Source organism: Pseudooceanicola profundus, from assembly GCF_054919315.1.
Genome location: NZ_CM142898.1, coordinates 2805880 through 2831320 on the forward strand (window position 1 = coordinate 2805880; position 25441 = coordinate 2831320).

Annotated in this window: 21 protein-coding genes; 13 read left to right on the forward strand and 8 right to left on the reverse strand. The window is 69.4% G+C overall.

What is annotated here, in order from left to right; genetic code table 11:
• Position 1 precedes the first annotated feature (1 nt).
• Entirely contained in the window at positions 2 to 1066 is a 1065-nt protein-coding gene (locus tag ACX9MO_RS12890; protein ID WP_462212127.1) for a hemin-degrading factor, read from the reverse strand.
• Positions 1067 to 1331: 265 nt separating this feature from the next.
• On the opposite strand from ACX9MO_RS12890, the gene ACX9MO_RS12895 reads away from it, so the two are divergent.
• Positions 1332 to 3290, forward strand: a complete 1959-nt coding sequence (locus ACX9MO_RS12895; RefSeq protein WP_462212128.1) for a TonB-dependent receptor domain-containing protein — start codon at positions 1332 to 1334, stop codon at positions 3288 to 3290.
• A 195-nt stretch (positions 3291 to 3485) separates the two neighbouring features.
• Here the strand turns inward: ACX9MO_RS12895 and ACX9MO_RS12900 are convergent, their stop codons facing one another.
• The gene (locus tag ACX9MO_RS12900; RefSeq protein ID WP_462212129.1) at positions 3486 to 4802 is read right to left on the reverse strand and encodes a surface lipoprotein assembly modifier; all 1317 of its coding nucleotides are present in this window, start codon (positions 4800 to 4802) and stop codon (positions 3486 to 3488) included.
• Between the two features lie 226 nt (positions 4803 to 5028).
• Positions 5029 to 5712, reverse strand: coding sequence for a hypothetical protein (locus ACX9MO_RS12905; protein WP_462212130.1), 684 nt, complete (start codon positions 5710 to 5712; stop codon positions 5029 to 5031).
• 215 nt (positions 5713 to 5927) lie between these two features.
• On the opposite strand from ACX9MO_RS12905, the gene ACX9MO_RS12910 reads away from it, so the two are divergent.
• From ACX9MO_RS12910 to ACX9MO_RS12945, 8 genes are all read left to right on the forward strand, one after another.
• Positions 5928 to 8225, forward strand: coding sequence for a sensor histidine kinase (locus ACX9MO_RS12910; protein WP_462212131.1), 2298 nt, complete (start codon positions 5928 to 5930; stop codon positions 8223 to 8225).
• A gap of 4 nt (positions 8226 to 8229) precedes the next feature.
• Positions 8230 to 8874: a LuxR C-terminal-related transcriptional regulator gene (locus ACX9MO_RS12915; RefSeq protein ID WP_222489101.1), complete on the forward strand. Its 645-nt coding sequence runs from the start codon at positions 8230 to 8232 to the stop codon at positions 8872 to 8874.
• 344 nt (positions 8875 to 9218) lie between these two features.
• Positions 9219 to 10007: a ribose-5-phosphate isomerase RpiA gene (gene rpiA / locus ACX9MO_RS12920; RefSeq protein WP_222489102.1), complete on the forward strand. Its 789-nt coding sequence runs from the start codon at positions 9219 to 9221 to the stop codon at positions 10005 to 10007.
• A gap of 9 nt (positions 10008 to 10016) precedes the next feature.
• Positions 10017 to 11375, forward strand: coding sequence for a glutathione-disulfide reductase (gene gor / locus ACX9MO_RS12925; protein ID WP_462212132.1), 1359 nt, complete (start codon positions 10017 to 10019; stop codon positions 11373 to 11375).
• A 58-nt stretch (positions 11376 to 11433) separates the two neighbouring features.
• The gene (hflK, locus tag ACX9MO_RS12930; RefSeq protein WP_222489104.1) at positions 11434 to 12603 is read left to right on the forward strand and encodes an FtsH protease activity modulator HflK; all 1170 of its coding nucleotides are present in this window, start codon (positions 11434 to 11436) and stop codon (positions 12601 to 12603) included.
• Positions 12603 to 13709, forward strand: a complete 1107-nt coding sequence (gene hflC / locus ACX9MO_RS12935; protein WP_462212133.1) for a protease modulator HflC — start codon at positions 12603 to 12605, stop codon at positions 13707 to 13709. Before hflK ends, hflC begins: the two co-directional genes overlap by 1 nt.
• Positions 13706 to 13903 carry a DUF2065 domain-containing protein gene (locus tag ACX9MO_RS12940; protein WP_222489106.1) on the forward strand — a complete coding sequence of 66 codons (198 nt, stop codon included), beginning with the start codon at positions 13706 to 13708 and terminating at the stop codon, positions 13901 to 13903. Before hflC ends, ACX9MO_RS12940 begins: the two co-directional genes overlap by 4 nt.
• A gap of 323 nt (positions 13904 to 14226) precedes the next feature.
• On the forward strand, positions 14227 to 15696 hold the full coding sequence (locus tag ACX9MO_RS12945) for a DegQ family serine endoprotease (RefSeq protein ID WP_462212134.1): 1470 nt from the start codon (positions 14227 to 14229) through the stop codon (positions 15694 to 15696).
• Between the two features lie 87 nt (positions 15697 to 15783).
• Here ACX9MO_RS12945 and ACX9MO_RS12950 read toward each other — a convergent pair whose 3' ends face one another.
• Positions 15784 to 16344 carry a peptidoglycan-binding domain-containing protein gene (locus ACX9MO_RS12950; RefSeq protein WP_261397797.1) on the reverse strand — a complete coding sequence of 187 codons (561 nt, stop codon included), beginning with the start codon at positions 16342 to 16344 and terminating at the stop codon, positions 15784 to 15786.
• A 377-nt stretch (positions 16345 to 16721) separates the two neighbouring features.
• Here ACX9MO_RS12950 and ACX9MO_RS12955 point away from each other — a divergent pair, with 377 nt between their 5' ends.
• Both ACX9MO_RS12955 and ACX9MO_RS12960 read left to right on the forward strand, forming a co-directional pair.
• Positions 16722 to 17045, forward strand: a complete 324-nt coding sequence (locus tag ACX9MO_RS12955) for a 2Fe-2S iron-sulfur cluster-binding protein (RefSeq protein WP_462212135.1) — start codon at positions 16722 to 16724, stop codon at positions 17043 to 17045.
• The gene (locus ACX9MO_RS12960) at positions 17042 to 17785 is read left to right on the forward strand and encodes an FG-GAP repeat domain-containing protein (protein WP_462212136.1); all 744 of its coding nucleotides are present in this window, start codon (positions 17042 to 17044) and stop codon (positions 17783 to 17785) included. The genes ACX9MO_RS12955 and ACX9MO_RS12960 overlap by 4 nt, the downstream gene beginning before the upstream one ends.
• Before the next feature lie 164 nt (positions 17786 to 17949).
• Here ACX9MO_RS12960 and ACX9MO_RS12965 read toward each other — a convergent pair whose 3' ends face one another.
• Positions 17950 to 18669, reverse strand: coding sequence for a hypothetical protein (locus tag ACX9MO_RS12965; RefSeq protein WP_462212137.1), 720 nt, complete (start codon positions 18667 to 18669; stop codon positions 17950 to 17952).
• A 190-nt stretch (positions 18670 to 18859) separates the two neighbouring features.
• Positions 18860 to 20125, reverse strand: coding sequence for a phosphoribosylamine--glycine ligase (purD, locus tag ACX9MO_RS12970; protein WP_222489111.1), 1266 nt, complete (start codon positions 20123 to 20125; stop codon positions 18860 to 18862).
• 348 nt (positions 20126 to 20473) lie between these two features.
• Here purD and xseA point away from each other — a divergent pair, with 348 nt between their 5' ends.
• A complete protein-coding gene (gene xseA, locus ACX9MO_RS12975; RefSeq protein ID WP_462212138.1) occupies positions 20474 to 22054 on the forward strand; it encodes an exodeoxyribonuclease VII large subunit in 1581 nt (526 codons plus the stop codon).
• Between the two features lie 57 nt (positions 22055 to 22111).
• Here xseA and ACX9MO_RS12980 read toward each other — a convergent pair whose 3' ends face one another.
• Both ACX9MO_RS12980 and ACX9MO_RS12985 read right to left on the reverse strand, forming a co-directional pair.
• Complete coding sequence (locus ACX9MO_RS12980) at positions 22112 to 22567, reverse strand: hypothetical protein (RefSeq protein WP_462212139.1); 456 nt, start codon at positions 22565 to 22567, stop codon at positions 22112 to 22114.
• Positions 22568 to 22716: 149 nt separating this feature from the next.
• Positions 22717 to 23748 (reverse strand): alkane 1-monooxygenase, encoded by a 1032-nt coding sequence (locus ACX9MO_RS12985; protein WP_462212140.1) that lies wholly within the window; start codon positions 23746 to 23748, stop codon positions 22717 to 22719.
• 240 nt (positions 23749 to 23988) lie between these two features.
• On the opposite strand from ACX9MO_RS12985, the gene ftsY reads away from it, so the two are divergent.
• The gene (gene ftsY / locus ACX9MO_RS12990; protein WP_462212141.1) at positions 23989 to 25386 is read left to right on the forward strand and encodes a signal recognition particle-docking protein FtsY; all 1398 of its coding nucleotides are present in this window, start codon (positions 23989 to 23991) and stop codon (positions 25384 to 25386) included.
• Positions 25387 to 25441: the final 55 nt, after the last annotated feature.

The following is a 25441-nucleotide window of genomic DNA, read 5'->3' on the forward strand; positions in this document are numbered from 1 at the left end:
GTCACGCCTCCGCCGTCTCGGTGGTGAGATCGGCCAGCAGGGCCTCCCACGCGGGGTAGTGATCGGCATCGGGTTTGCGCAGGCCGAACATCTGGAAGATCACCGTGCCCTCGGCGTCGAAGGCCTCGACCGAGATCGCCATGCCGCGGCGGGTGGGTTTCTCCACCAGCCAGACCTCGGCCACGTGATCGGCGCGCAGGTGCAGGTTGAACGTGGGATCGAGCACGTTCAGCCACGGGCCCATCGGCTTGATCGTGTTGAGCGGGCCGGAGTGGATCTGGATGCAGCCCTTGTTGCCCACGAAGATCATCACCGGCACCTGCGCCTCGGCCACCCGCTCGAAGAGGTCAGGCACGATCCGGGGCGAGAGGGGGCGCGCCAGCGGGGCACCGGCCACGCGGTAGGCGCCGAGGCGGTTCATCTTGAGCTTGGACACCAGCCCGAGGAACTGGTGCGAATCCGTCATGTTGTTCCAGAACTCGCGCAGCTTCTCGGCCTTCTCCGGGTCTGACTTCGGCGCTTCGGGGGCGCGGCGGGCCTCGACCGTCATCTCTTCCGACTGCTCGGGCAGGGCGAGGTCCGCGGCGATCCGGGCAAAGGCCGCCACGTCCGACCCCTCGCGGGAATAGATCTTGTGCACGGCGTCGCCCGCTGCATCGAAGATCATCAGCGCGGGGCGCCCACCGCCGAGGCCCGCCTCGGGGGTGACGGCAAAGGCATGAACCCAGAACTTGGGGAAGATGCGCAGGTCGATCTCGCCGTTCAGCACCATCGAGGCATGTTGCCCGCCGCGGTAATGATCGTAATGGCCGATCTTCTCGTGCACGCAGCTTTCGGTGCGAGTCAGGGCCATGACCTCGCCCAGTTCGGCCACGCGGGGCACCAGCTGGTCGGGATCGGCGCTGATCCGGGTCACGCCATGGCCCGTGAAGGCCGCGACCAGCTGGCCTTCGGTGATCTTCAACTGGTGGGCGAGGTCACGGATGCGCAGCTTGTCATGCGCCTTGCGGGCGGCGCGGATCGCCTCGGGCGAGAGGACAGCGGAGGGGGACGAGAGATCCTGCATGAGGGGCTCCTTCAGGGACAGCGTGTGAGGGGAATGCACCTGGCTGTCGCCGGAAGGGCGGCATGGCTGGATTGCAACAGTCATGAATCGGCGGCGTCAAAAGTGCCGCGAGATTTCTTGACAGATTTAATCGGGTTAGGTAGGCGACGCAAGACCGCGCTGCCCTCGGCGCGTCGCCAATCCGAAAATTTGAACGTGCCAGCCCTTTCGCCAGCCATGTTTCGCGCATGTCCAGAAAGGGACCCCGATGACCGCTTCCTCCCGAATGCGGGCCCTGTTGCTGTGCTCCACGGCAACGGCCCTCGTGCTTGGCGCCATGCCTGCCTCTGCGCAGGACAGTGACGCCCCCATTGTCCTCGATGAAATCAGCGTCGCACAAAGCAAGCGCGGCGTGCGCACCGACACCGCCACCGCGATCACCGTGGTGGAGCAGGAAGAGATGGAGGACCGGCAGGCCTCGACCGTCTCGGAGCTGGTGGATTCGGTCCCCGGCGTCACCCTGCTGAACAGCGGCACGCCGGTGGGCGCAGGCATCAACATCCGCGGCTTCGGGGCCAACGGCACCTATGGCACCGACCAGAAGGTGCTGATCATGATCGACGGCGCCACCGTGGGGAGCGAGGAGCTCTACCGCATCGGCACCCAGCTCTATACCGATCCCGAGCTCTACAAGCAGGTCGAGGTGGTGCGCGGCATGGCCGGCACCTTCGAATACGGCTCCGGCGTGATCGGGGGGATGCTGCGCCTCGACACCAAGGACGCCTCTGACTTCACCGGCGGCGAGGTCGGCTTCCGTGCGCGCCAGACCCTGCAATACGGTTCCAACGGGGACGAGATGGTGTCCTCCTCCATCCTTGCGTGGCAGCCGACGAAGAACGTCGAGTTCCTGGGCAACTACACATGGCGCCAGATGGACGTGCAGGAGGACGGCGCGGGCAATGACATCGGCTCCGAGGGCTACGAGCTGCCCTCTTGGATGGTGAAGGGCAAGGTGACCTTCGGCGATGGCGACAACCAGACGCTGACGCTGTCCTACACCGACACCCAGACCGACGAGCGGGACGTGCCCTATGACAGCTTCGGCTTCACCAGCGGCATCTTCGGCAATGTCGACCGGCAGACCCATTCCAAGACCGCGGCGCTGAAGTACTCCTACGACAGCCTCGACACCGACCTGATCAACCTGACGGCCATCCTCTCCTATGCCGATCAGGAGATCGAGAGCGAGGGCGTCAGCGGCCAGACCGGCGGGTTGGCCGACATCGTCAATGCCGACAACCAGTACGAGACCACCAAGCTGACCGTGAAGAACGAGGCGCTCTTCAGCACCGGCCGGCTGAGCCACAGCCTGCGCACCGGGGTCGAACTGATCCACAAGAAGCGGTTGGAGGCCTCCTCCGCGCCGGGCGGCACCGACAAGCGCTTTGCCGTCTTCGCGGTGGATGACATCGACTTCGGCAACGGGCTGCTGCTGACACCCGCGCTGCGCTACGAGACCCAGTCCATCGAGGGCGATGCCTACGACAGCTACGACAACGACGCGCTGATGGGCGGGCTGACGGCGCGCTATGCCTTCGGCAACGGCTGGGCGGTCTTCGGCTCTGCCGCCTATACCGAAAGCCTGCCGATCATCGACGACCTTGGCACCCCCGGCTACATGACCCAGCCCGAGAAGGCACGCAGCTACGAGCTCGGCTTCTCCTATGACCGCGACGGGCTCTTCGCCGCGGGCGATGCGCTGCGGCTGAAGGTGAATGCCTACCACACCGAGATCTGGGACATCACCTCCTACTCGGGCATCACCGATGCGCGGATGCAGGGGGTCGAGCTGGAGGCCGGCTACAGCCTCGCCTCGGGCTACTACATGGATGTGAACGCCAACCTCGTGCATGGCGAGGATGCCACCCCGGGGGCCAGCGACGATTACTGGGACGGCACGCCGGCGGATGAGCTGCGGGTCACCTTCGGCAAGCGCTGGGGTGAGATGGTGGACGTGAGCTGGGAAGTCGTGGCCGACGCGGAGATGGATCGCTCCTCCTCGCCGTCGGATGGATTTGTCGTCCACAACTTGCGCACTACCTATCGCCCGCAGGAGGGCGTCCTGCGCGGAACCGAGATGCGCTTCGGGGTCGAGAATGTCTTCGACACCGAGTACACGCCGCATCTCTCCACCCGGCCGGCCGCCGGGCGGACCTTCAAGGTGACGCTGGCCAAGACATTCTGATGCCTCATTTCTGTGAGGTACTGACTTTCTGAGCCGTTTCCCTCGGCACTCAGAGGCGGGTCGGGTCCCATGTGGCCCGGCCCGTTTCTGTTTTCAGGGGCCTTATTTTGGGCTCTGGTTTCGGGGTCCCTTTTCAGGGCGCGTTCGGGGCGCGCGCTTGGGGGGCGGTGTCGGGCCCGCCTCGGCCGCCGGGGGTCAGAACTCCCGCGTCAGCCCGAGGGAGGCGGCGAAGTTCTCGTAGCCGTAGAACCCGACCGAGGAGGTCTGCCGCTCGGCCTCCAGCTCCAGCACCGGGGCGAAGCCGCGGAGCGTCAGCCGCCGGTGCAGCAGGCGCAGCGTGGCGGTCACGCGTTCCTCCTTGCGGGTCGCACCGAAGAGCGGGGCCGGGGCATCGTAGTCCGCCCGGCGGAGGCCAAGGTCGAACGAGGCCATCACCCCGCCCCGGAAGGCATAGCTCGCCCCCAGTGTCAGCTCACCCGCTGTCAGGGAATAGCTGGCCACCTCTGCCGCCGTCCGCTCGCCGCGCAAACCGACGCGCAGCAGCAGTTGCGGCGTCACCGCGTGGCTGTAGCCGAGGAAGAGCAACATGCGCGGCCCGTCGAGCGCGGTGAAACGATCGTGGTCATGCCACTCCACCGTCGCCGCGGCCTCGATCCGGCCGCGCTGGCTGAGCATCCGCGCGTAGCCGAGCGTCACGCCCGGCGCCATGGAGAAGCCGCGCCCGTCGATCCAGCGCCGGGTGTAGCTGAGGCTCGCCTTGCTGCGCCCGCTCTCCAGCGCGCCATGGAGCAGCCCGACCTCGGCCCGGGCCTGCACATCGTTGGGGGCGTAACCGTCATAGAGCGTCGCATCGAACGAGAGCGCCAGCCGCGCCCGGGTGGCGGGGGCGACGAGAGGGGCATAGGCCAGCCCGGCCTCGATCCCCAGCCCTGTGGCCGCGCGGGCCCGGGCGCTGTCGCGCAGGGTGAACTCCCGCCCGTCGATCACCACCGTGCGGTCGCTCGTGGCCTTGAACGGGTTGCTCTCCGGCTCGAGGCTGAAGGCGAGGTGTCCGCTCCAGACCCGCCCCTGATCGAGGCCCGACAGGCTGCGCTGGACCCGGTCGCGCTGATCCGCGGTCAGGGTGCCGCCGCCCGCCTGCCGCAGGTGGAAGGCCGCACGCTCGTCCTGCCCGAGGCTCTGCAGCACCTCGCCGAGGGCGAGGCGGAAGGCGCCCACGTCGGGCCGCGCGGCGACCAGCGGTTCGAGGTAGCGCAGGGCCTCCTCCGGGCGGCCGGTGTCGCGCATGAGCACGGCGAGGGCCCAGAGCCGTTGATGCTCCTCGGCGCGGCTGGCGGGGCGCCAGGCCATCAGAAGGGCCTCCGCCTCCTCCGTGCGGCCGGCCTGCATCAGGGCCCGCGCCGCGCCGTAGGTCGTGGCGGCGGTGCCGGACGGGGTGGCGGTCTCTGCCCGATCGGGGATCGGGGCCCCGTCCTGGGCGCGGGCGACAGAGACCGCCGGGAGGCCAAGCAACAGTGCGACGAGGATGGGCCACGCCCCACTGCGCCGCCTTTCGCGCCGTCCCGCAGGCGACGGGGACCGGGGGCAGCCGGGCTGCCCGGTCTCCGACGCGCAGCGGTCGGCGGAAGGGGATGAAAAGGGATTGGTCATTGCAAAAGGGATTTTCGGGGACAGGGCGATCCCAGGCTGTCTCGGGGTGCAACCGGGGACCTCCCTGTCCACGCGCGCTGCGCTGGGCTCAGCGTTCGACGTAGAAGGTGCCGGCGCCCTGGATGTCGCCGAAGCCGTTCGTCGTGTCGAACCAGACCGCCTGCGCCGGGCCGACGATCGCCTGGCCTTCGGAGCCCAGGAACGTCCCGCCGAGGCTGAGCAGAACGTCATCGGCATTGCCGTCGACCTCGAGGTTGCCGACCAGGCTGACCGAGGCCGCGCCCGCAGCCACGTCGACACTGCCGCCGGTGGGCAGCGGGATGGTCTGGACCGTGCGGCTGACGGTGCTGGGGAAGCTGTTGGCCTCGGCCTCGGCGACGGTCATGGTGCCGTTGGCCGCGAATTCTGCCCCGTCAAAGGTACCGCGCACGTTCTGCGCGGTGCCGGACCAGGGGGTGCCGGCCTGTCCATCGGTCCAGTCAAGGTCAAGCGCGAGATCGGCGAAGGCCTCGCCCCGGTTCGCGCCCGAGGTGGTGTCGACCAGATCGACCCGTGCCGCGCCGGTGAAGCTGGCATCCAGCCGGGTCGGCATGTCGCTGGTGGGGGCCTGTCCCGAGACCCGGTCGAATTCGGCCTGGAAATCGGCGGCGGTGACCGGCGCCGTGGTGCCGCCGCCGCTGCCGGAGCCGCCAGAGCCGCTGCCCAGGCAGCCGGCGACCGAGAGGCTGGCCAGCGACAGGGCAGAGAGGCGGAAAATGCCTTGAATAGTCATTGCGTCAAACTCCTTCGGACCGGGGTATCGTCCCGGGTGGATGGATAAGAGAGTAAGCAAGCCACACCGTCGCCCCCCTGAACGGGGGGAGGACCGGAAGCCGTTGCTTTGAAAGGCATTCGAGGCCAATCTGCGGGTATTTCGCCGCTTCGCGGTAAATAATTGATTAATGCAGCTCGGGTCCGGTTTCCGCGTGCCCCGGGTGGGAGGGGAATATGTTCAGGTCACCGGTTCAGACGATGCTGGCCATGGTCGCGCTCGCCTGCGCGATCACGGCTGTGGTGGTGGGGCTCGCGCTGCGTGAACCCTACCTTGGAGTGGACCTGCGGGCCGGGGCGGCCGCGGCCTCCGGCGAGGGCGTCACCGTGGCCCATGTCACCGCAGGCGGACCCGCCGCGCAGGCCGGCCTCGTGGCGGGCGATGTCCTGGTAGCGCTGTCGCCTGTGTCGGGCGGTTCGGGCGCGGGGCTGCGCCTGCCGTTGCGGCCCGTCGACCTGATCGAGGAACCCGACGCCCTGCCCACCGTCACCGCGATGCGGGGCTTCTTCGCAGAGCAGGGCGCGCGTCACGGGCTGCTCTCCGCGGGACCGGTCGCGCTGGAGGTGCGGCGCGGGGGCGAGAGCCTGCGCCTCGTGGCGGAGCCCGCCGGCCACCGTCCGGTGGGCGACCTGCCGTGGGTTTTCTGGACCCAGCTCTTCGTGGGCTTCGCGGCGGTCGTCCTGGGAGGCTGGGCGCTGTCGCTGCGCGGGAGCGAACCCGGGGTGGTCTGCCTCGCGCTCGCCGGTGTGGCGCTCTCGCTCTCGGCCAGTGCGGCGGCGCTCTATTCGACCCGCGAACTGGCCCTGCCGGAGGCGCTCTTCGCGCGGGCCTCGGCGGTGAACACCCTGGGCTCGATCGGTTTCGGCATCGCGATGATCTGCCTCTTCCTGCTGTTCCCGCGCCGCTACCTGCCACGCTGGGTCGTGGGCGCGGTGATCGCCGTCTTCGGCACATGGATGGTGCTGGCGGTGACCCGCGCGCTGGAGCCGGTGGCGATGATCATCCACATCCCCGTGCTGGTCGAGATGATCTGCATCCTGCTGGCGGCCGGCGGACAGGTCTGGGCCACCCGGGGCGATCCCCATTCCCGCGCCGCGCTGCGCTGGTTCGGGCTCTCTGTTTTGCTGGGGGCCGGGGGCTTCGTGGGAATGGTGGCCCTGCCGCAGGCGCTCGGGCTGGCGCCGCAGATGTCGCAGGGGCATGCTTTCCTGCTCTTCCTGCTGATCTACGTGGGCCTCGCGCTCGGGGTCGCGCGCTACCGGCTCTTCGAGCTGGAACGGTGGGCCTATGACATCCTGTTCTACGCCGGTGGCGTGGCGATCCTGCTGCTGCTCGATGCGGCGCTGATCTGGGCGGTGGCGCTGGACCAGCTGCCCGCCTTCTCGCTGGCGCTGATGGCGGTGGCCTTCCTCTACCTGCCGATGCGCGAGCGGCTGGGGCGGATGTTGTCCTCGACCCCGCAGCTGCGGACCGAGGAGCTCTTCGACCGGATCGGCGCGGTGATCCTCTCGCCCGGCGGGCAGAGCCAGTCGGAGCGGATGCGCCAGCTGCTGACCGACCTCTTCCATCCGCTGCACATCGCCGAGGCGCCGGGGCCGGTGCCCGTCGCGCGGCTGCTGGATGGCGGTGCGGTGCTGGAGGTGCCGGGCGTGGACCAGGCGCCGCCGCTGCGGCTGCACTGGGCCCGGCGCGGCAAGCGGCTGTTCTCGCCCCGTGACGTGGATCGCGTGCGCCAGATCCTGCAGATGATGACCCAGGCGGTGGAGCGTCTGCGGGCCTACGACGCGGGCGCCGAGGAGGAGCGCAGGCGCATCAACCGCGACATGCACGACAACATCGGCGTGCAGTTGCTGGGCGCGCTGCACAGCGCCGATCCGCAGCGCAAGGACGCGCTGATCCGCCAGACCCTGACCGACCTGCGCGAGATCGTGTCGAGCCCGGCCGGAGAGCCGGTGCTGCTGGACGACCTGCTGGGCGACATGCGCGCGGAGATTGCCGACCACCTCGGCGCGGCGGGGATCGCGCTGAGCTGGGAGGCGGCCCCGGCGCCGGCACAGGAGGTGGCGCCCCATGTGGCGAACTCGATCCGGGCGATCCTGCGCGAGGCGGCGGGCAACGTGCTGCGCCACGCGGATGCCACGGCGGTGACCGTGCGCATCGGCCTTGCGCTGACCGGGGAGGGGGTGCTGGACCGGGTGATCCTAGAGGTGACCGACGACGGGCGCGGGCCGGCACGCGCCCGTGCCGAGGCGGAGGGACCGGGGCCGGGGCAGACTTCGGGGCAGACTTCGGAACCAGCTTTGCGCCGGGGCTCGGGCAACGGGCTGCGCAACCTGCGGGGGCGGACGGAGGCCCGGGGCGGGCAGTTCGCCTTCGGTGCGGGGCCCGGCGGGCAGGGTGCGCGGCTTCGGGCGGTGCTGCTGAACGAGGCCGTGGCCCCCCTGCGCGAGGGCCTGCGGGATGCGGGGGAGTAGGGCCATGAGACGGGTGCTGATCCTCGAGGATATCGCCGAAACGCGTGACTGGCTCTGCGCGCTGGTGGCCGCGGCCTTCGACGGGGTGGAGATCGAGACCGCGGGGATGCTGCGGCAGGCGCGGGGGCTGCTGGGGCGGCCCTACGACCTTGCGCTGATCGACCTTGGCCTGCCGGACGGGTCGGGGCTCGACTTCCTGCGTCAGATGCGGGTGCAGTCGCCCGGGACGATCTGCGTGGTGACCACGGTCATGGGCGATGACGCCACGGTGGTGGGCGCGCTCTCGGCGGGGGCGGAGGGCTACCTGCTGAAGGAGAACCCGGCCGAGGTGCTCTCGCGCCAGCTCCGGCAGATCGGCGACGGGGTGCCCGCGCTCTCGCCCGCGATCGCCCGGCGCATCATGGAGCATTTCCGCTACACCGGCCCGAGCGCGGGCGAGGAGCAGCAGTTGACGGAGCGCGAGCGCGAGGTGCTGGCGCTGATCGGCCGCGGTCTGCGCAACGCCGAGGTGGCCCGCGAGCTTGGCATCGCGGAGACCACGGTGGCGGGCTACATCAAGGCGGTCTACCGCAAGCTGGGCATCTCCTCGCGGGCCGAGGCCGCCTGGCACGCCGCGCGGCTGGGGCTGCGCCCGTCGGAGGGGGCCTGACTGGCTCTTGACCGGGCGCGGGAGATGACCTGCCGGAGGCGCTGACGCGCCACATGATGTTTTGCGGCCCGGTCCCCGGGCCGCGCGTCCCCTGCGGGGACGGGGGCGGGGATGGGAACCGGGCCGGGCAGGAGAGCGCGAGGAGGACGGGGGCAGGTCGCACGCCTCCGCGCGAACTTCAGTGCGGGCATCCGCCCCGGCACCGACCCTGAGACCGCGCCTCCGATCTGCCCTGACATTTGCGTCAGGAGGGCCCCGGACGGGGCTGCGTGCGGATTTCCGCTCTCGCATCCCGGCGGTGGCTTGCCTATAACCGGAGGCGAGCGCTTATCTGGAGTCGACCGATGCCCGGTGAACTGTCCCCGATCGACAAGGCGAAATTCGTCGCCGCCCGCAAGGCCGTCGACTATGTCGAGGATGGCATGCGCGTCGGTCTCGGCACCGGGTCCACCGCCGCGTGGATGGTCCGTTGCCTGGGCGAGCTGGTCCGGGAAAACGGCCTGCGCATCAAGGGGGTGCCGACCTCCACCCGCACGGCGGAACTGGCGCGGGAACTGGGCATCGACGTGATCTCCCTCGACGAGGCGAAGTGGCTGGACCTGACGATCGACGGTGCCGATGAATTCGACAGCGACCTCAACCTGATCAAGGGCGGCGGCGGCGCGCTGCTGCAGGAGAAGATCGTGGCCACCGCCAGCGACCAGATGATCGTCATCGCCGATGTCGCCAAGGAGGTGGAGACACTGGGCGCCTTTCCCCTGCCGCTGGAAGTGATCCCCTTCGGCTGGCAGACGACGCAGGCGCTGATCGAGGAGATGCTGATCTCGCTCGACGTGATGGGCCGGGAGACCAGCCTGCGCATGAACGGCCCGCGTCCCTTCATCACGGACGAGGGCAACTACATCATTGACCTCCACCTGAACCGGATCGGAAACGCCCGCCAGCTGGCGATGGCCGTGAACCAGATGCCGGGGGTGGTTGAAAACGGGCTTTTCATCGATATCTGCGACGTGGTGATCGTCGGGCACGGCAACGGCAAGGTCGAAGTGCGCGACATCAACGAGGGCACGGTCGAGGAGAGCCGGCTCGATTTCCTGGAGGAGGAAAACCTGTTCTCGGATCTGGGCGAGTAAGGAGCATCCATGACTTTCGACTACGACCTCTTCGTCATCGGCGGCGGCTCCGGCGGGGTGCGCGCGGCGCGCGTGGCTGCCGGTGAAGCAGGCGCCAAGGTGGCGCTGGCTGAGATGGACCGTTACGGCGGCACCTGCGTGATCCGCGGTTGCGTGCCCAAGAAGCTGATGGTCTTCGCCAGCGAATATTCCGCCATCGCGGAAGAGGCCTCCTCCTACGGCTGGTCCGTGGGCGAGATGTCCTTTGACTGGGACACGTTCAAGACGCGGCTCAACAAGGAACTGGACCGGCTGGAAGGCGTCTATCGCAAGCTGCTGGCGGGCTCCGGCGTGACGACCTTCGATGCCCGCGCCAAGGTGAAGGACGGCCATACGGTCGTGCTCTCCACCGGCGAGGAAATCACCGCCAAGCACATCCTTGTCGCCACCGGCGGCCGCCCCGTGCGCCCCGAGATCCCCAATGCCGAGCTTGGCATGGTCTCGGACGACGTGTTCCACATGGACAGCCTGCCGAAGTCGATCCTGATCGTCGGCGGCGGCTATATCGCCAGCGAATTCGCGGGCATCTTCAACGGGCTCGGCGTCGAGGTGACGCAGTTCTACCGTGGGGCGCAGATCCTGCGCGGCTTCGACGACGAGGCCCGCGGCCTGATCGCCGAGGAGATGCAGCAGAACGGCATCGACCTGTCGCTGGGCACCAACATCGAGACGATGGAACCCGTCGAGGGCGGCATCCGCGTGAAGGCCACCACCGGCGAGGAGAAGGTCTTCGAGAAGGTGCTCTTCGCCACCGGCCGCGACCCGAACACATGGGACATGGGGCTGGAAGAGGCGGGCGTGACGCTGGGCCGTCGCGGCGAGATCGTGGTGGATGCCTATTCGCAGACCACCGTGCCCTCGATCTATGCCATCGGCGACGTGACCGACCGGGTCAACCTGACCCCCGTCGCGATCCGCGAGGGCATGGCCTTCGTCGAGACCGTCTTCAAGGGCAACCCGGTCAGCCCGGATCACGACCTGATCCCGACCGCGGTCTTCACCCAGCCGGAATTCGGCACCGTGGGCCTGTCGGAAGAGGCGGCCCGCGACCTGGAGCCGATCGAGGTCTACACCACGTCGTTCCGGCCGATGCAGACCTCGTTCGCGGATCGGCCCAACCGGGTGCTGATGAAGCTGATCGTCAGCCAGGAAAGCCGCAAGGTGCTGGGCTGTCATATTGTCGCGCCGGGCGCGGGCGAAATGATCCAGCTGGCGGGGATTGCCGTTAAGATGGGTGCGACGAAAGAGGATTTCGACCGCACCGTGGCGGTACACCCCACGATGTCGGAAGAGATCGTGACGATGCGCAACCCGACGCGCAAATCTTGAATCCTTGCCCTCAACTGCACAGGTTGAGGGCAGACATGTTTATCAGGGAAGGAAGTTCATGGCTGGCAATTCTGGCGGCCCCTGGGGGGGAGGCTCTTCGGGAGGCGGCGGCGGCGGACGCCCACCTGGCCCGCAGGGTGGTGGAAACGGCGGCGGACGGCGCCCGGACGGTGACGGGCCACAGATTCCGGACATCGACGAACTGGTCCGCAAGGGCCAGGATCAGCTGCGCGTCCTCATGGGGGGCCGCGGCAACAACGGTGGCCGCAACGGCGGCAACGGCAACGGACCCCGCGGTTCGGGGCCGATGTTCACGCGCTCGACCATCGGGCTGGGCATCCTGGGTGCGGTCGCGCTCTGGGCCTTTGCCAGCTTCTACACGGTGAAGCCCGAGGAACAGTCGGTCGAACTCTTCCTCGGCAAGTATTCCTCCACCGGTCAGCCCGGTCTGAACTTCGCGCCCTGGCCCTTCGTGACCTACGAAGTCGTGCCGGTGACCAGCGAACGGAACGAGGAGATCGGCGTCGGCGGGCAGGGGACCAACGCGGGCCTCGTGCTGACCGGCGACGAGAACATCGTCGACATCGACTTCCAGGTGGTCTGGAACATCTCGGACCCGGCGAAATTCCTGTTCAACCTGCGCGACCCGCGTATGACCATCCGGGCCGTGTCGGAATCCGCCATGCGCGAGATCATCGGCCAGTCGGACCTGTCGCCGATCCTCAACCGGGACCGTGGCCTGATCGCGGGCCGCCTGCAGGACCTGATCCAGAGCTCGCTCGACAGCTATGACAGCGGCATGAACGTGATCCGCGTCAACTTCGACAAGGCCGACCCGCCCGCGCAGGTCATCGACGCCTTCCGCGAAGTGCAGGCCGCCGAGCAGGAGCGCGAGCGCCTGACCAACCAGGCCGACGCCTATGCCAACCGCGTTCTCGCCGGGGCCCGCGGTGAAGCCGCGCAGGTGCTGGAGGAATCCGAAGGCTACCGCGCGCAGGTGGTCAACGAGGCCGAGGGTGACGCAAGCCGCTTCACCGCCGTCCTTCAGGAATACCAGCGTGCGCCTGACGTGACCCGCCGCCGTCTCTACCTCGAGACGCTCGAAGCGGTGTACGGCGACGTGGACAAGATCATCATCGACGAAGGCGCCACCGGCGGTTCGGGCGTGCTGCCCTACCTGCCGCTGAACGAGCTGCGCCGAACCACCACCGAAGGAGGGAGCAACTGATGCGCAAGGCAAGTGTCATTCTCCCCGCCGTCGTCGTCGCCATCGTGATCTTCCTGTCCTCGGTCTTCATCGTGGACGAACGCGAAAAGGTGCTGGTGCTCCAGTTCGGCCGGATCGTGGACGCGAAGGAAGAGCCCGGTCTCGCCTTCAAGATCCCGCTGATCCAGGAAGTGGTGCGCTACGACGACCGGATCCTCAGCCGCGACATCGACCCGCTCGAAGTCACGCCGCTGAACGATCGCCGTCTCGTGGTAGATGCCTTCGCGCGCTACCGCATCGTGGACCTCTACCAGTTCCGGCAAGCTGTCGGCACCGGTGGCATTCCCGCCGCGGAATCGCGTCTGGACTCGATCCTGCGTGCCCAGACCCGCGAAGTGCTCGGCTCCGTCACCTCGAACGAGATCCTCAGCCTGAACCGGGATGAGCTGATGGGCCGTGTCCGTCAGGGCGCCCTGGCCGAGGCCCGGGAACTGGGCATCGAGATCGTGGACGTCCGCCTGAAGCGCACCGACCTGCCGCGCGAAAACCTTGACGCGACCTTTGCCCGGATGCGGGCCGAACGGGAACGCGAAGCGGCAGACCTCGTCGCCCGCGGGAACGAAGCGGCCCAGCGTATCCGCGCACAGGCCGACCGGACCCAGGTCGAGATCGTCTCGGATGCCAACCGTCAGGCCGAGATCGTCCGCGGCCAGGCCGATGGTGAGCGCAACAGGATCTACGCTGAAGCCTATGGTGCGGACCCGGAGTTCTTCCAGTTCTACCGCTCCATGTCCGCCTACCGTGCCTCCCTGAAGGGCGAGAACTCGACCATGGTGCTGTCGCCGGACAGCGAGTTCTTCACCTACTTCAAGGACGATGGTGCGGCCAACGCCCCGGTGCCCATGGCGGCCCCGGCCGAGGACGCAACTGCCGTGGAGACGCCGGCGGACGCTGCGCCCGCGATCGAAGGCGGTGCCCCCGTGGCGCCTGATGCGCCTGCGGCCGCGCCCGAGGCAGAGACTGCGACAGAGCCTGAGGCAGAGCCAGAGGCGCCGGTGACCGCCGCGCCCGAGGCTCCGGCCGATGCGGCCCCGGCAGAGGCTGAGACCCAGCCGGCCGGGCAATGATCGCAAACCTGTTCCTGGCCTTCGGGCTGGTACTGATCGTGGAGGGGCTGGCCTATGCGCTGGCCCCTTCGCTTGTGGAGCGCCTGCTGGAGGCGCTGCGCGCGCTCGACGAGGGGCAGCGCCGCCTGCTGGGGCTGGCGGCCATGGCCGTCGGCCTTGTCTTCGCCTGGGCGGCGAGACATCTCGGGGCGTGATGTCCGGCGGCTGATCAGGTGGTCAGAAGGGGTGCGACCCCGTGCCCTACGGCCCGGACGGGCAGCCCCCGCGGGGCGCGCTGAAAATCCTTTGAAGGATTTTCCCACGAATTTTCCAAAATTCTTGTTTGATATCGGGGCCGCTCGGCGGTCCCTCGCCAGTAGCGGCGGGAAAGCCGCACCTGCGTTACAGATCTCTCACGCCCTCTTGACACAATGAGATAGGCTTTGAGTTGCGGGTTCTGCACCCTAGATTACAAATGACAGCAGGTCCTCCGGCGACGCCGGGGGGGTACATTCCGGGAAAAAGGAGAAATACGGGTATGAAACATCAGGCAGTTTCCTCCCCATATCAGGATCGCAGCGGTCCCATGAAGGCCCTCTGGGTCGCCATGGTCGCGACCGTGCTGGTTCTGGTGCAGGCCATGCAGGCCTCGGCCCGGCCCGACAGTTTTGCCGACCTCGTCGACAAGTTCAGCCCGGCCGTCGTCAATATCACCACCTCCACCGTGGTGACCGGTGCATCGGACGACTCGCCCATCCTGCCCGAAGGCTCGCCCTTCGAGGATTTCTTCCGCGAGTTCCGTGACCGCAACCAGGAGCGTGACCGTCCCCGCCGTTCGGGCGCCCTCGGCTCCGGCTTCGTGATTTCCGAGGACGGCTACATCGTCACCAACAACCACGTCATCGAAGGTGCCGACGAGATCGGGGTGCAGTTCTTCAACGGTCTCGAACTGGACGCCACTGTCGTGGGCACCGACCCGAACACCGACATCGCCCTGCTGAAGGTCACGGCCGATGCGCCGCTGCCCTTCGTCAGCTTCGGCGACAGCGACGTGGCCCGCGTGGGCGACTGGGTCCTCGCCATGGGCAACCCGCTGGGGCAGGGCTTCTCGGTCTCCGCCGGGATCGTCTCGGCCCGCGGCCGTGCCCTGTCGGGCACCTATGACGACTTCATCCAGACCGACGCCGCCATCAACCGCGGCAACTCGGGCGGTCCGCTCTTCAACGTGGACGGCGAAGTCATCGGCGTGAACACCTCGATCCTCTCGCCCACCGGCGGCTCGATCGGGATCGGCTTCTCGATGGCCTCCAACGTGGTCAGCAACGTGGTCGATCAGCTGCGCGAATACGGGGAAACCCGTCGCGGGTGGCTCGGTGTCCGCATCCAGGACGTGACCGACGAGCTGGCGCAGGCGATGGATCTGCCCGAAGCGCGCGGCGCCATGGTCACCGACGTGCCCGATGGTCCCGCAGCCGAAGCCGGCATGAAGCAGGGCGACGTGATCCTGAGCTTCGACGGCAAGGACGTGGACGACACCCGGGGCCTCGTGCGCCAGGTGGGCAACACCGCCGTGGGCAAGGCCGTCCGTGTCACCGTCTTCCGTGATGGCAAGAACGAGACGCTGCGCGTCACGCTCGGCCGCCGCGAACAGGCCGAAGCGGCGATCCCCGCCGCCCAGCCGAAGGCCGAAGGCGAAGAGCCCTCCGAGAAGGAAGTCATGGGCATGACCCTTGGCGCCCTCACCCCGGAGGTGGCCGAACAGCTCCAGCTCGACGCCAATGCCACCGGTCTCGTGGTGATGGATGTCGACGAGATGTCCGACGCCTACGAGAAGGGCATGCGCGCCGGTGACGTGATCGCCGAGGCCGGCCGCGAGAAGGTCGAGACCCTGGCCGATCTCGAGACCCGTCTGGACGAGAGCCGCGAGGCAGGCCGCAAGCTGATCATGCTGCTGGTCCGCCGTGACGGCGATCCCCGCTTCGTGGCCCTGCCGATCAGCGAAGACTGAGACCCCTTCACTTTCTCAGAGTGAACCAGCCGCCGGTGCGCCATGCGTACCGGCGGTTTGTCGTTCGGGGGCGCAGGGGCCCGGGCCTCAGCCCTCGATCGGCAGCACCGGGATCACGTCGCCCACCAGCGGCTCGGGGGCCTCCTCCACGGCCAGCAGGCCGAACTGCCGGGCGACCGCCAGCGAGAGCAGGCCGCTGTCGAGGCCCCGGGGCCGCTGGTAGCGGCGCAGCGCGGCGCGGGTGGCATTGTCCATCACGCCGGTGGCGGGACCGGAATAGACCTGCCGCGCCGCGAGGGCCCGTTGCAGCGAGGCGATGAACTCGGGCGTCAGCTCGTCATCGCAGGGGGTGCGGAACCAGACCTCGCGGCGCTCCTGCACGATGGTCTGGCGCACATCGGTGCGATAGCCTGCGGGCCGCGTAACGGTGCCGTCCTCGTCGCGGACCTCGGGGGCGGCCAGCACCTGCTCGGTCACGGTCTCGATCACGGCGGGGGTGAAATCGCGTTTCCAGCAGCTGCCCTCGGGCGCCCCCGGGGGCGCCTCGGAGCGGACCTGCGTCACCTCCGGCTCCCCTAGCCCGGGCACCGGGATGCCGGTGCAGGCCGCCGTCGCGCAGAGCAGTGTTAACGCCGCCAGCCGTGCCAAGCCCCTCGCCGGGCGGTGCGATGCGGCGCGCAGGGGGGCAGGTGCAGGGGGCAGGGCGGGGATCGCGGCAGGGATCGTGTCAGGGATCGCGTCAGGCCGGGGCGCCGGTACCCCCACGACGGGATCGGAAGGCCAGGACAAAGGGCCATGCGGCCGCGGGATCGCGGGGGGCTGGTGGCGCATTCGGGGGGCCTCTGCTTTTCTTGCCTCGGGCGGAGGGTGCCCGCACCTTTGCCCGGCAGAGTAACCGCTTTGCGGGCAGCGCGAAACCCTGAGGGCTGCAGGCCCGGCGTGCCGCGCAAAAGCACTGGCGGCCCGCGTCCGGCTTGGCTAGGAACGCAGGGGAGAATGACGGCAAGACCGGAAGAGGATACGCCATGGCCAAGATCACCTATATCGAGCACAACGGCACCGAACACGTCGTGGACGTGCCCAACGGCCTGACGGTGATGGAAGGCGCGCGCGACAACGGCATTCCCGGCATCGAGGCCGATTGCGGCGGGGCCTGCGCCTGCTCCACCTGCCACGTCTACGTGGACGCCGCCTGGGTCGAGAAGCTGCCCGGCAAGGAGGAGATGGAAGAGGACATGCTCGACTTCGCCTTCGAGCCCGATCCCGCCCGCTCGCGGCTGACCTGCCAGCTCAAGGTGACCGACGCGCTGGATGGGCTCGTCGTCACCATGCCGGAACGCCAGATGTGATCCGCGCGGCGGCTCTCCTCGCAGGCGCGCTCGCCCTCGCAGGCGGCGTGGCACGGGCGCAGGAGGGCTGCCACATCGTCGGGGCCAGCTACACGGCCCCGACTGACCGCTACCCCCACGGCGCCCTTGGCGACCCCTATGAATGGGGCGCGATGGACTGGCGGACCTCCTGTGGCCGGACGCTCGCCATCACCCTGCCGGAGGAGCTGGTCTTCGAGGACACCGCGCCACGGCTCGCCGATCTGGATGGCGACGGCGCGCCGGAGGTCATCGTGGTGGAAAGCCACCGCGATCTCGGCGCCCGGCTCGCGGTCTGGGCGCAGACGCCCGACGGCCCCCTGCGCCGCGCCGCCACCCCCGCCATCGGACAGCGCAACCGCTGGCTCGCGCCCCTCGGCACGGCGGACCTCGACGGCGATGGCCACGTGGAACTGGCCTACGTGGACCGCCCCCACCTGGCCCGCATCCTGCGCGTCTGGCGCTACCTGCCGGGGCAGGGGCTGGAACCGGTGGCGGACCGCCCAGGCCTCACGAACCATCGCTACGGCGAGACGGCGATCGAGGGCGGCCTGCGCGACTGTGCGGGCGAGGTCACGCTTGTGCTGGCGGATGCGGACTGGCGTCAGATCATGGCGGTCACGCTGACGGGGGCGGGGCAGGGGCCGGGGCAAGAGCTGGATGCCCGACCGGTCGGGCGCTACACCGCCGCGGCGCTGGAGGCCGCCCTGCGCTGCAATTGATGCGGCGCGATCCGCCCAGCCTTTCGTGATATCGCCCCGTTGCCGCGCCACGCGGCCATGCGCCCCCGGTGAGACACAGCGCAGGGCAATCACAGGCCTGCAAGTCACCCGATCACGCCCCCGCTTCCCGGCCCACAGTGTAGAGGCAAAGCCCCCCGAGGACGTCAGTGCAGGCTGTGACCGCTCTTCGCCACGCGGCGCCGCGGCGTCTCGGCGTCCCCGGTCTTGGCGGCGTTTTCGGCAGGTGCCTCGTCCGCCTCGGTCCCGCGCTTGATCCCGAGCGCCTTGCTCGCATCCTCGACCGTCAGGGTACCGGCGAGATAGGCCAGCACCGGCGGCAGGGTGCGCAGCGGGACGATGTGGGGCTCTTTCGTGGGGCGATACTTCCACGCCACCACGCCGCCGAAGGCCGCCATGGCCAGCACCAGAGGCCCGTAGGTGAACAGCCCGTCGACCCCGCCGGGCCGGCTCAGCAGCACCGCGACGGTCCCGAGCGCGATCAGCACGCAGAGCACGCCGACCCCGGACATGATCCAGCGCGACCACCCGGTCTCGGAGAGGGTCACGGGCATTTCGGGGTCATGGTCCAGCAGGTGATCCACCACCGCCCCCACGAGCGCGAGATGGGTCGTCATGTCCTCGTCACTGCGCGAGGTCGCCTGTTCGCCGGTGATGGGGATCTGGTCGCGGTTGCGGCCCCGGAACACGTCCATGCGGCGGATCAGGCGACCATGCTGCTTGTGCTGCACCAGTTGAAGCCGGGTCACGTCGGCCAGTCGGACGCGCATGCCCAGTGGGCCCATCAGCATCCCGCGACGCAGGCTGTAGGTCACCGGCCGCTTCAGCGGCGCGGGCTTGTAGGTGAACTCCTGCCCTTCGCTCATCTCGCCTTCCCTCGTGGCACCGCGACTTGCCGCCCCCGCGCGGGAGAGGCGCGGCGGGACGGTCGGGTCGCGCGGTCGCGCACCCCCGTTCCATGATGTCTCATTTCCGTCGGGGAATTTCTATCCCCCTGCCGCGCAAAAGATGCGGATCAGGCGCAATTTGACGCGAAAGCGCTTCGCCCGGGCTGGATCAGCCCAGCATCCGCCAGCCGATGTCGCTGCGGTAGAAGCCCTCGGGCCAGTCGATGCGCGCGGCCATGGCATAGGCGCGGTCGCGGGCCTCCTGCAGGCTGGCGCCCCGTGCGGTGACGTTCAGAACGCGCCCGCCCGTGGCCAGCACCTTGCCGCCCTCCGCCTTGGTCCCGGCATGGAAGCACATCTCGAAGGCGGTCTCGGGCAGGGCGTCGAGGCCGCGGATCTCCGTGCCCTTCTCGTAGGCGCCCGGATAGCCCCTGGCGGCCAGCACCACGGTCATCGCGTGATCGTCGGCCCAGTTCACCCGGGCCTCGGCCAGGCGGCCATCGGCTGCGGCATGCATCAGGTCCAGCGCCTGCGCGCCGAGGCGCAGCATCAGCACCTGGCATTCCGGATCGCCGAAGCGGACGTTGTATTCCACCAGCCGCGGCTGGCCGTCCTTGATCATCAACCCGACGTAGAGCACGCCCTGGTAGGGGGTGCCGCGCTTCGCCATCTCGCGCAGCGTCGGGCGCACGATCTGCTCCAGCGCCTTCTCCGCGATCTCGTCGGAGAGGACGGGGGCGGGGGAATAGGCGCCCATGCCGCCGGTGTTCGGGCCCTCGTCGCCGTCGAAGGCGCGCTTGTGGTCCTGCGCGGTGCCGATGGGCAGGGCGGTCTCGCCGTCGCAGAGCACGAAGAAGGAGGCCTCTTCGCCCTCCATGAACTCCTCGATCACCACTTCCGCGCCGGCCGCGCCGAATTCGCCGCCGAACATGTCGTCGATGGCGTCCAGCGCCTCGGCCTCGGTCATGGCCACGATGACGCCCTTGCCCGCGGCGAGGCCATCGGCCTTGACCACGATCGGCGCCCCCTCGGCGCGGATATAGGCCTTGGCGGGCTCGGCCTCGGTGAAGCGCGCGTAGCCCGCGGTCGGGGCCTGGGCCGCGTCGCAGATCTCCTTGGTGAAGCCCTTGGACGCCTCGAGCCGCGCGGCCGCCTGGCTGGGGCCGAAGACGAGGAAGCCCGCCTCGCGCAGCCGGTCGGCCACACCCTTCGCCAGCGGGGCCTCGGGGCCCACGATGACGAAGTCGATGGCGTTCTCCTCGGCGAAGGTCACGACCGCGCCACCATCCTCGATGTCGAGCGTTGCGCATTCGGCGATCAGCGCGATGCCGGCGTTGCCGGGCGCGACGATGAGCTTGTCGCACTTCGGGTTCTGAAGCGCGGCCCAGGCCAGCGCATGTTCGCGACCACCGCCGCCGAGAATGAGAATGTTCATGAGCGCCGCTCCCCTTGGTTCCGGCCCGCCTTGGGTTTGCCGTCACATAGCGGCGCCCTGACCGGGGGGCAATCCCCGACGGGCCCGCCTTTGCCGGCCTGCGCGTCTCCGCACCAGAACGCTGTCGGCGTGCCCTTGTCATCTCTTGTTCAAAAATATCCTCGGGGGCGGGCCGCAGGCCCGGTGGGGGCAGACAGCCCCCGTGCCCCGCGTCGCGGGGCATTTCCGCCGGCAAGGCAGGGACAGAGGGCCCGACAGGGAGCTGAACACAGACCGTGACGGAGCAAGGAGTGTTTTCATCCCGGCGGCGGAACGGTAGGGAGGGAGGACGACAAGCGGAGCGGGCAGATGGATCTCTTCGAAGGGGCGGACAACACGCCGGAATTCTCGGTCTCGGAGATCTCGGGCGCGGTGAAACGCGTGATCGAGGGCGAATTCTTGCATGTCCGCGTGCGCGGCGAAGTGGGCCGCGTGGTGATCGCCCGCACCGGCCACATGTATTTCGACCTGAAGGACGACCGCTCGGTCATCGCCTGTGTCTCGTGGAAGGGGCAGGTGGCCAAGTTCCAGCATCGCCCCGAGGAGGGGATGGAGGTCATCGTCACCGGGCGGATGACCACCTTCGGCCCGCAGTCCAAATACCAGCTGAACGTCGAAGCGGTGGAACCCGCAGGGGCGGGCGCCCTGATGGCCATGCTGGAGAAACGGCGCAAGGCGCTGGAGGCCGAGGGGCTCTTCGCCCCCGAGCGCAAGCGCCCGCTGCCCTGGCTTCCCGAGGTGATCGGCGTCGTGACCTCGCCCCAGGGCGCGGTGATCCGCGACATCCTGCACCGCCTGCGGGACCGGTTCCCGCGCAAGGTGCTGATCTGGCCCGTGGCCGTGCAGGGCCAGAATTGCGCCCCCGAGGTCGCCCGCGGGATCGAGGGCTTCAACCGCATGACGCCGGGCGGGGCGCTGCCGCGGCCCGACGTGATCATCGTCGCGCGGGGCGGCGGCTCGATCGAGGACCTCTGGGGGTTCAACGAGGAGATCGTCGTGCGCGCCGCGGCAGCTTCGCAGATCCCGCTGATCTCGGCCGTGGGCCACGAGACGGATACCACGCTCATCGACCACGCCGCCGACCGGCGCGCCCCGACGCCGACCGCCGCGGCCGAGATCGCCGTGCCGGTGCGGGCCGAGCTGATGGCCTGGCTGGCCGATCAGGAGGCCCGGCTGATCCGGGGCGGGTCGCAGGCTCTGGTGCTGCGCGGGCAGCGGCTGCGCGACCTCTCGCGCGGCCTGCCACGGGTCGACAGCCTGCTGGAGGGGCCGCGCCAGCGGCTCGACGTCTGGTCCGACCGGCTGCCCAATGCGCTGCACCGGGGCGTGCAGCTGCGCCGGGTCGCGCTCTCCGAGGCGGCGGGCACCCTGCGCCCGGCCCTGCTGCGCCGCCTGATCGAGGGCGAGCGGCGGCGGCTGGAGCAGGGCGGCGGGCGGATCGCGCCGGCGCTTTCGCGGGCCGTGGCCCAGAAGCGCGAGGCCTATGGCCGCCGCGCCGACCGGCTGCGCCCGCAGGCGCTCCAGGCCGAGATCGCCCGGCAGGCACGGGACCTCGACCGTCTCGGGCGGCGGCTCTCCGATGCGGGCGCGCGCCAGATCAGGGGGCTGAGCGACCGGCTGGAGGCACTGGACCGGCTGCGGCTGACGCTGGGCTACGAGGCGACGCTGGACCGGGGCTATGCCGTGGTCCGTGATAGCGCGGGCGCCGTGCTGACCCGCAAGGCCGAGGCCGAAGCCGCAGCGGGGCTGGAGATCCAGTTCGCCGACGGCACGATGAAGATCGGGGGCGGCACGGCGACGCGTAAGGCGAAGGCCTCTCCGCCCGAGAGCAAGCCCGGGGACGACAAGGACACCGACGGCGGCCCCGGCGGTCAGGGCAGCCTGTTCTGAGGGACAAGCCTTCGGACGGCGTCGCGCCCTGCTGACGGCCCTTTTTGCGCTTGCGCCTCAGACGCCCACTTCCGGGCCGAGGCAGGTCATCGGCTGGTCGCTGTTCTGCACCTCGTAGAGCACCGTCTGGGCCGGATCATTCTCGAACCGGGCGATCAGCCCGCCGGCGCCGAGGTAGAAGCTCCAGCATTGCGGATCGCCGTAATCCTCGTAGACGAAACAGATCATCTGGTTCTCCTCGTACCAGCGCCCGTCCTGACATTTCCCGTCGAGGAAGGACCAGCGCACCCGTCGGTTGTCGAGGTATTCCTCGACGCCATAGGCTTCGCCCTGGGCGCCGTAATAGAAGGTCTTGCCCCGCGAATAGGCGTCGAATTCCGCCGCGGTCATGGGGTGTGCTCCATCCGGCGCGCCATCCTGGGCGGCCCCGGCCACCGGGGCCAGGACGGAACTGGCCAGAAGCGAGGACAGCAGCAACGGCTGGAGGGTGCGGGAGAGGAGGCTCTGTGTCATGGGGGCACTCTGTCAGAGCCGCCCCGGGCGGGCCATTCAAATCCGCATGAGCGCGCGGCCATTGTCCGCCCCGTGCAGGCAGACCAGCCGTCGCGGCCCCGGATCGGGCAGTCTTTCCCCTGTGCTCCTGCCGATGGCGTGACCCGCCCTCAGGCCGCGCCCTCCACGGCAAGGCGATCCAGCTCCCGGTGCATCACCCGGAACCAGAGCGGCGGGATCATGGCGAGGGTCGCCATCACCGGCATCGAGTAGGGCAGCACCGGCATCACGACGCGGTCCAGTTGCAACGCGGGATAGTCGCGGGCCGGATGGACGTGGTGATCGGAATGGCGCGGCGCGTTCAGCATCATCGCGGCGCTGAGGGCCTGGGCGGCGTTCCAGCTGTGCTCCGGCCCCACGGGGCGGCGGCGGCCGGCCTCGGTCCAGCCCCGGGCGAGGCCGTAATGCTGTACGTAGTCGGAGAGCAGGATCTGCCCCTGCGCGAAGAGCGCCAGCCCCAGCAGCACCGCGAGCCCGCCCCAGCCCGCCAGCAGCAGCGAGAGCCCGACCATCGCGACCGCCCCGCCGACGTAGCCGACATAGGGGCTCTTCCAGCGGCTGCGGCCCGCACGGGACAGTGCTGCCAGTTCCGCCGCGCGGCCGCGCCGGAAGGAGCCGCGCCAGGCCCGCAGGAAATAGCGATAGAAACTCATCCCGCGCGGGGCGGTGTTCGGGTCGTCCTCGGTCGCCACGTGGGGGTGATGCACCCGCAGGTGGGCCGAGGCGTGATGCCCGAAGAGCATCGTCGTGTAGACCAGCGCCCCCAGCCGCCGGGCGCGGCGTTTCGGCTGGTGGATCAGCTCGTGGGCATTGGGGTGGGACACCTGCCCGAAGAAGACGCCGGTCCCCAGGGCTGCCGGGATCACCGCGAGCCCCTCGGCCCCGCCCGGCCCACCGAGATACCGCAGGGCGAGCACCAGCAGCACCAGATGCGCCAGCCCGAGCACGACGGAGAGCCCCCGGCTCACCGGGAATTCCTGTGCCGGATCGCGGTTCTCCCAGTCCGCGGGCGCCAGATGATCCACCGCGGCGGTGAACAGCGTGAGGTAGAGCAGGGCGCCCCAGCCCCAGGGACCGCCAAGAGAGACGGCCAGCACCAGCAGCACGACCGGCAGAAGCGTGGCGAATGCAAAGAACTTCATGGCATTGTCATCCTTTCGGAAACGATACTGCCGCCGCATTGGGGCAAAACCGGGGGCGAACTCCGGCGTTCGCGAGGCTTCAAGGCCGCACGGGCACAGGGGACGGGGCCGTCTGGCGGGCCTGTAACGGCCCCCTAACGGGATAGAGCCTGTCTTCCCCTTGCCTGCAAGGGCGGGCAGACACTTCCATCCCGGTCCGTTCCGGATTAGGTGAAGGAAACCCCGCATCGGAGCGCAGACATGGCCTTCTTCTCGAAACTCAAGGACCGGCTCTTCAAATCCTCCTCGAAGCTCGAGGAAGGACTGGATGCGATCGTCTCAGAGGGCGGAACGGCCGAGCCGGAAGAGCAGCCCACCCCGGCCCCGCAGGAGGTGCCCGCCGCGCCCACGCCGGAGCTGCCGCCTGCGCGCGATCCCGAACCGGCCCCCGCGCCGGAGCCCGAGGTGCCCTCCGAACCAGAGCCGGCGCCCGAACCCGAGCCCAGCCCCCGGCCCGCGCCCAGCCCGGAGCCGGAGCCCCGCCCGGAAGCGCCCGTCGAAGTGCCGCCCGTGCCCGCACCGGCGCCCGAACCCGCGCCGCCCGCCGAGATGCCGCGCTACGACGATCCCGCGCCCACGCCGGCGCCCGCGCCGGAGATCCCCTCGGACAGCCAGCTGGCCGCCCGGACCGCACCCACGCCCGCACCCATGCCCGCGTCCACGCCTGCGGCCCCTGCGACAGCTCCGGCCGCGGCCAAGCCGAAATCCGTCCTCGGACGTCTCTTCGGCGGCGGGGCGGCCGCGCAGCCGGACGCCCCGGTCCTACGCCGCACGCTCGATGACGAGATGCTGGAACAGCTCGAAGAGCTGCTGATCGCCTCGGACATGGGCGTCGACACCGCCCTGCGTGTCACGGCCAACATGGCCGAGGGCCGCTATGGCCGGCGCCTGTCCACGAACGAGATCAAGGCGCTCATGGCGCAGGAGATCGCCCGGGTGATGGAGCCCGTGGCCCGCCCGCTGCCGCTCTACGCCAAGAAGCCGCAGGTGGTGCTGGTGGTCGGGGTGAACGGCTCCGGCAAGACCACGACCATCGGCAAGCTGGCCTCGCAGTTCCATGCCGCCGGCAAGAAGGTGATCATCGCCGCGGGCGACACCTTCCGGGCGGCTGCCGTGGAACAGCTTCAGGTCTGGGGCGACCGCGCCGGCGTGCCGGTGATGAAGGCCGCGCAGGGCGCGGACCCGGCCGCGCTGGCCTATGACGCCATGGTGCGGGCCGAGCAGGAAGGCGCGGACCTTCTGATGATCGACACCGCGGGCCGCCTGCAGAACCGTGCCGACCTGATGGAGGAACTGGCCAAGATCGTCCGCGTGATCCGCAAGAAGGACCCCGACGCGCCGCACAACACGCTGCTGGTGCTGGACGCCACCACGGGCCAGAACGCGCTGAGCCAGGTCGAGACCTTCCGCAAGATGTCCGACGTCTCGGGCCTGATCATGACCAAGCTCGACGGCACCGCCAAGGGCGGTGTCCTCGTGGCGCTGGCGGACAAGTTCGGCCTGCCGATCCACGCGATCGGCGTGGGCGAGCAGATCGACGACCTCGCGCCCTTCGACCCGGAAGACTTCGCCCGGGCTCTGACGGGGGCGGAGAGCTGAACCGCGCCGTCACCCGGCCCGCCTTCATCTTTCCCCAAATACTCAGGGGGGCCAC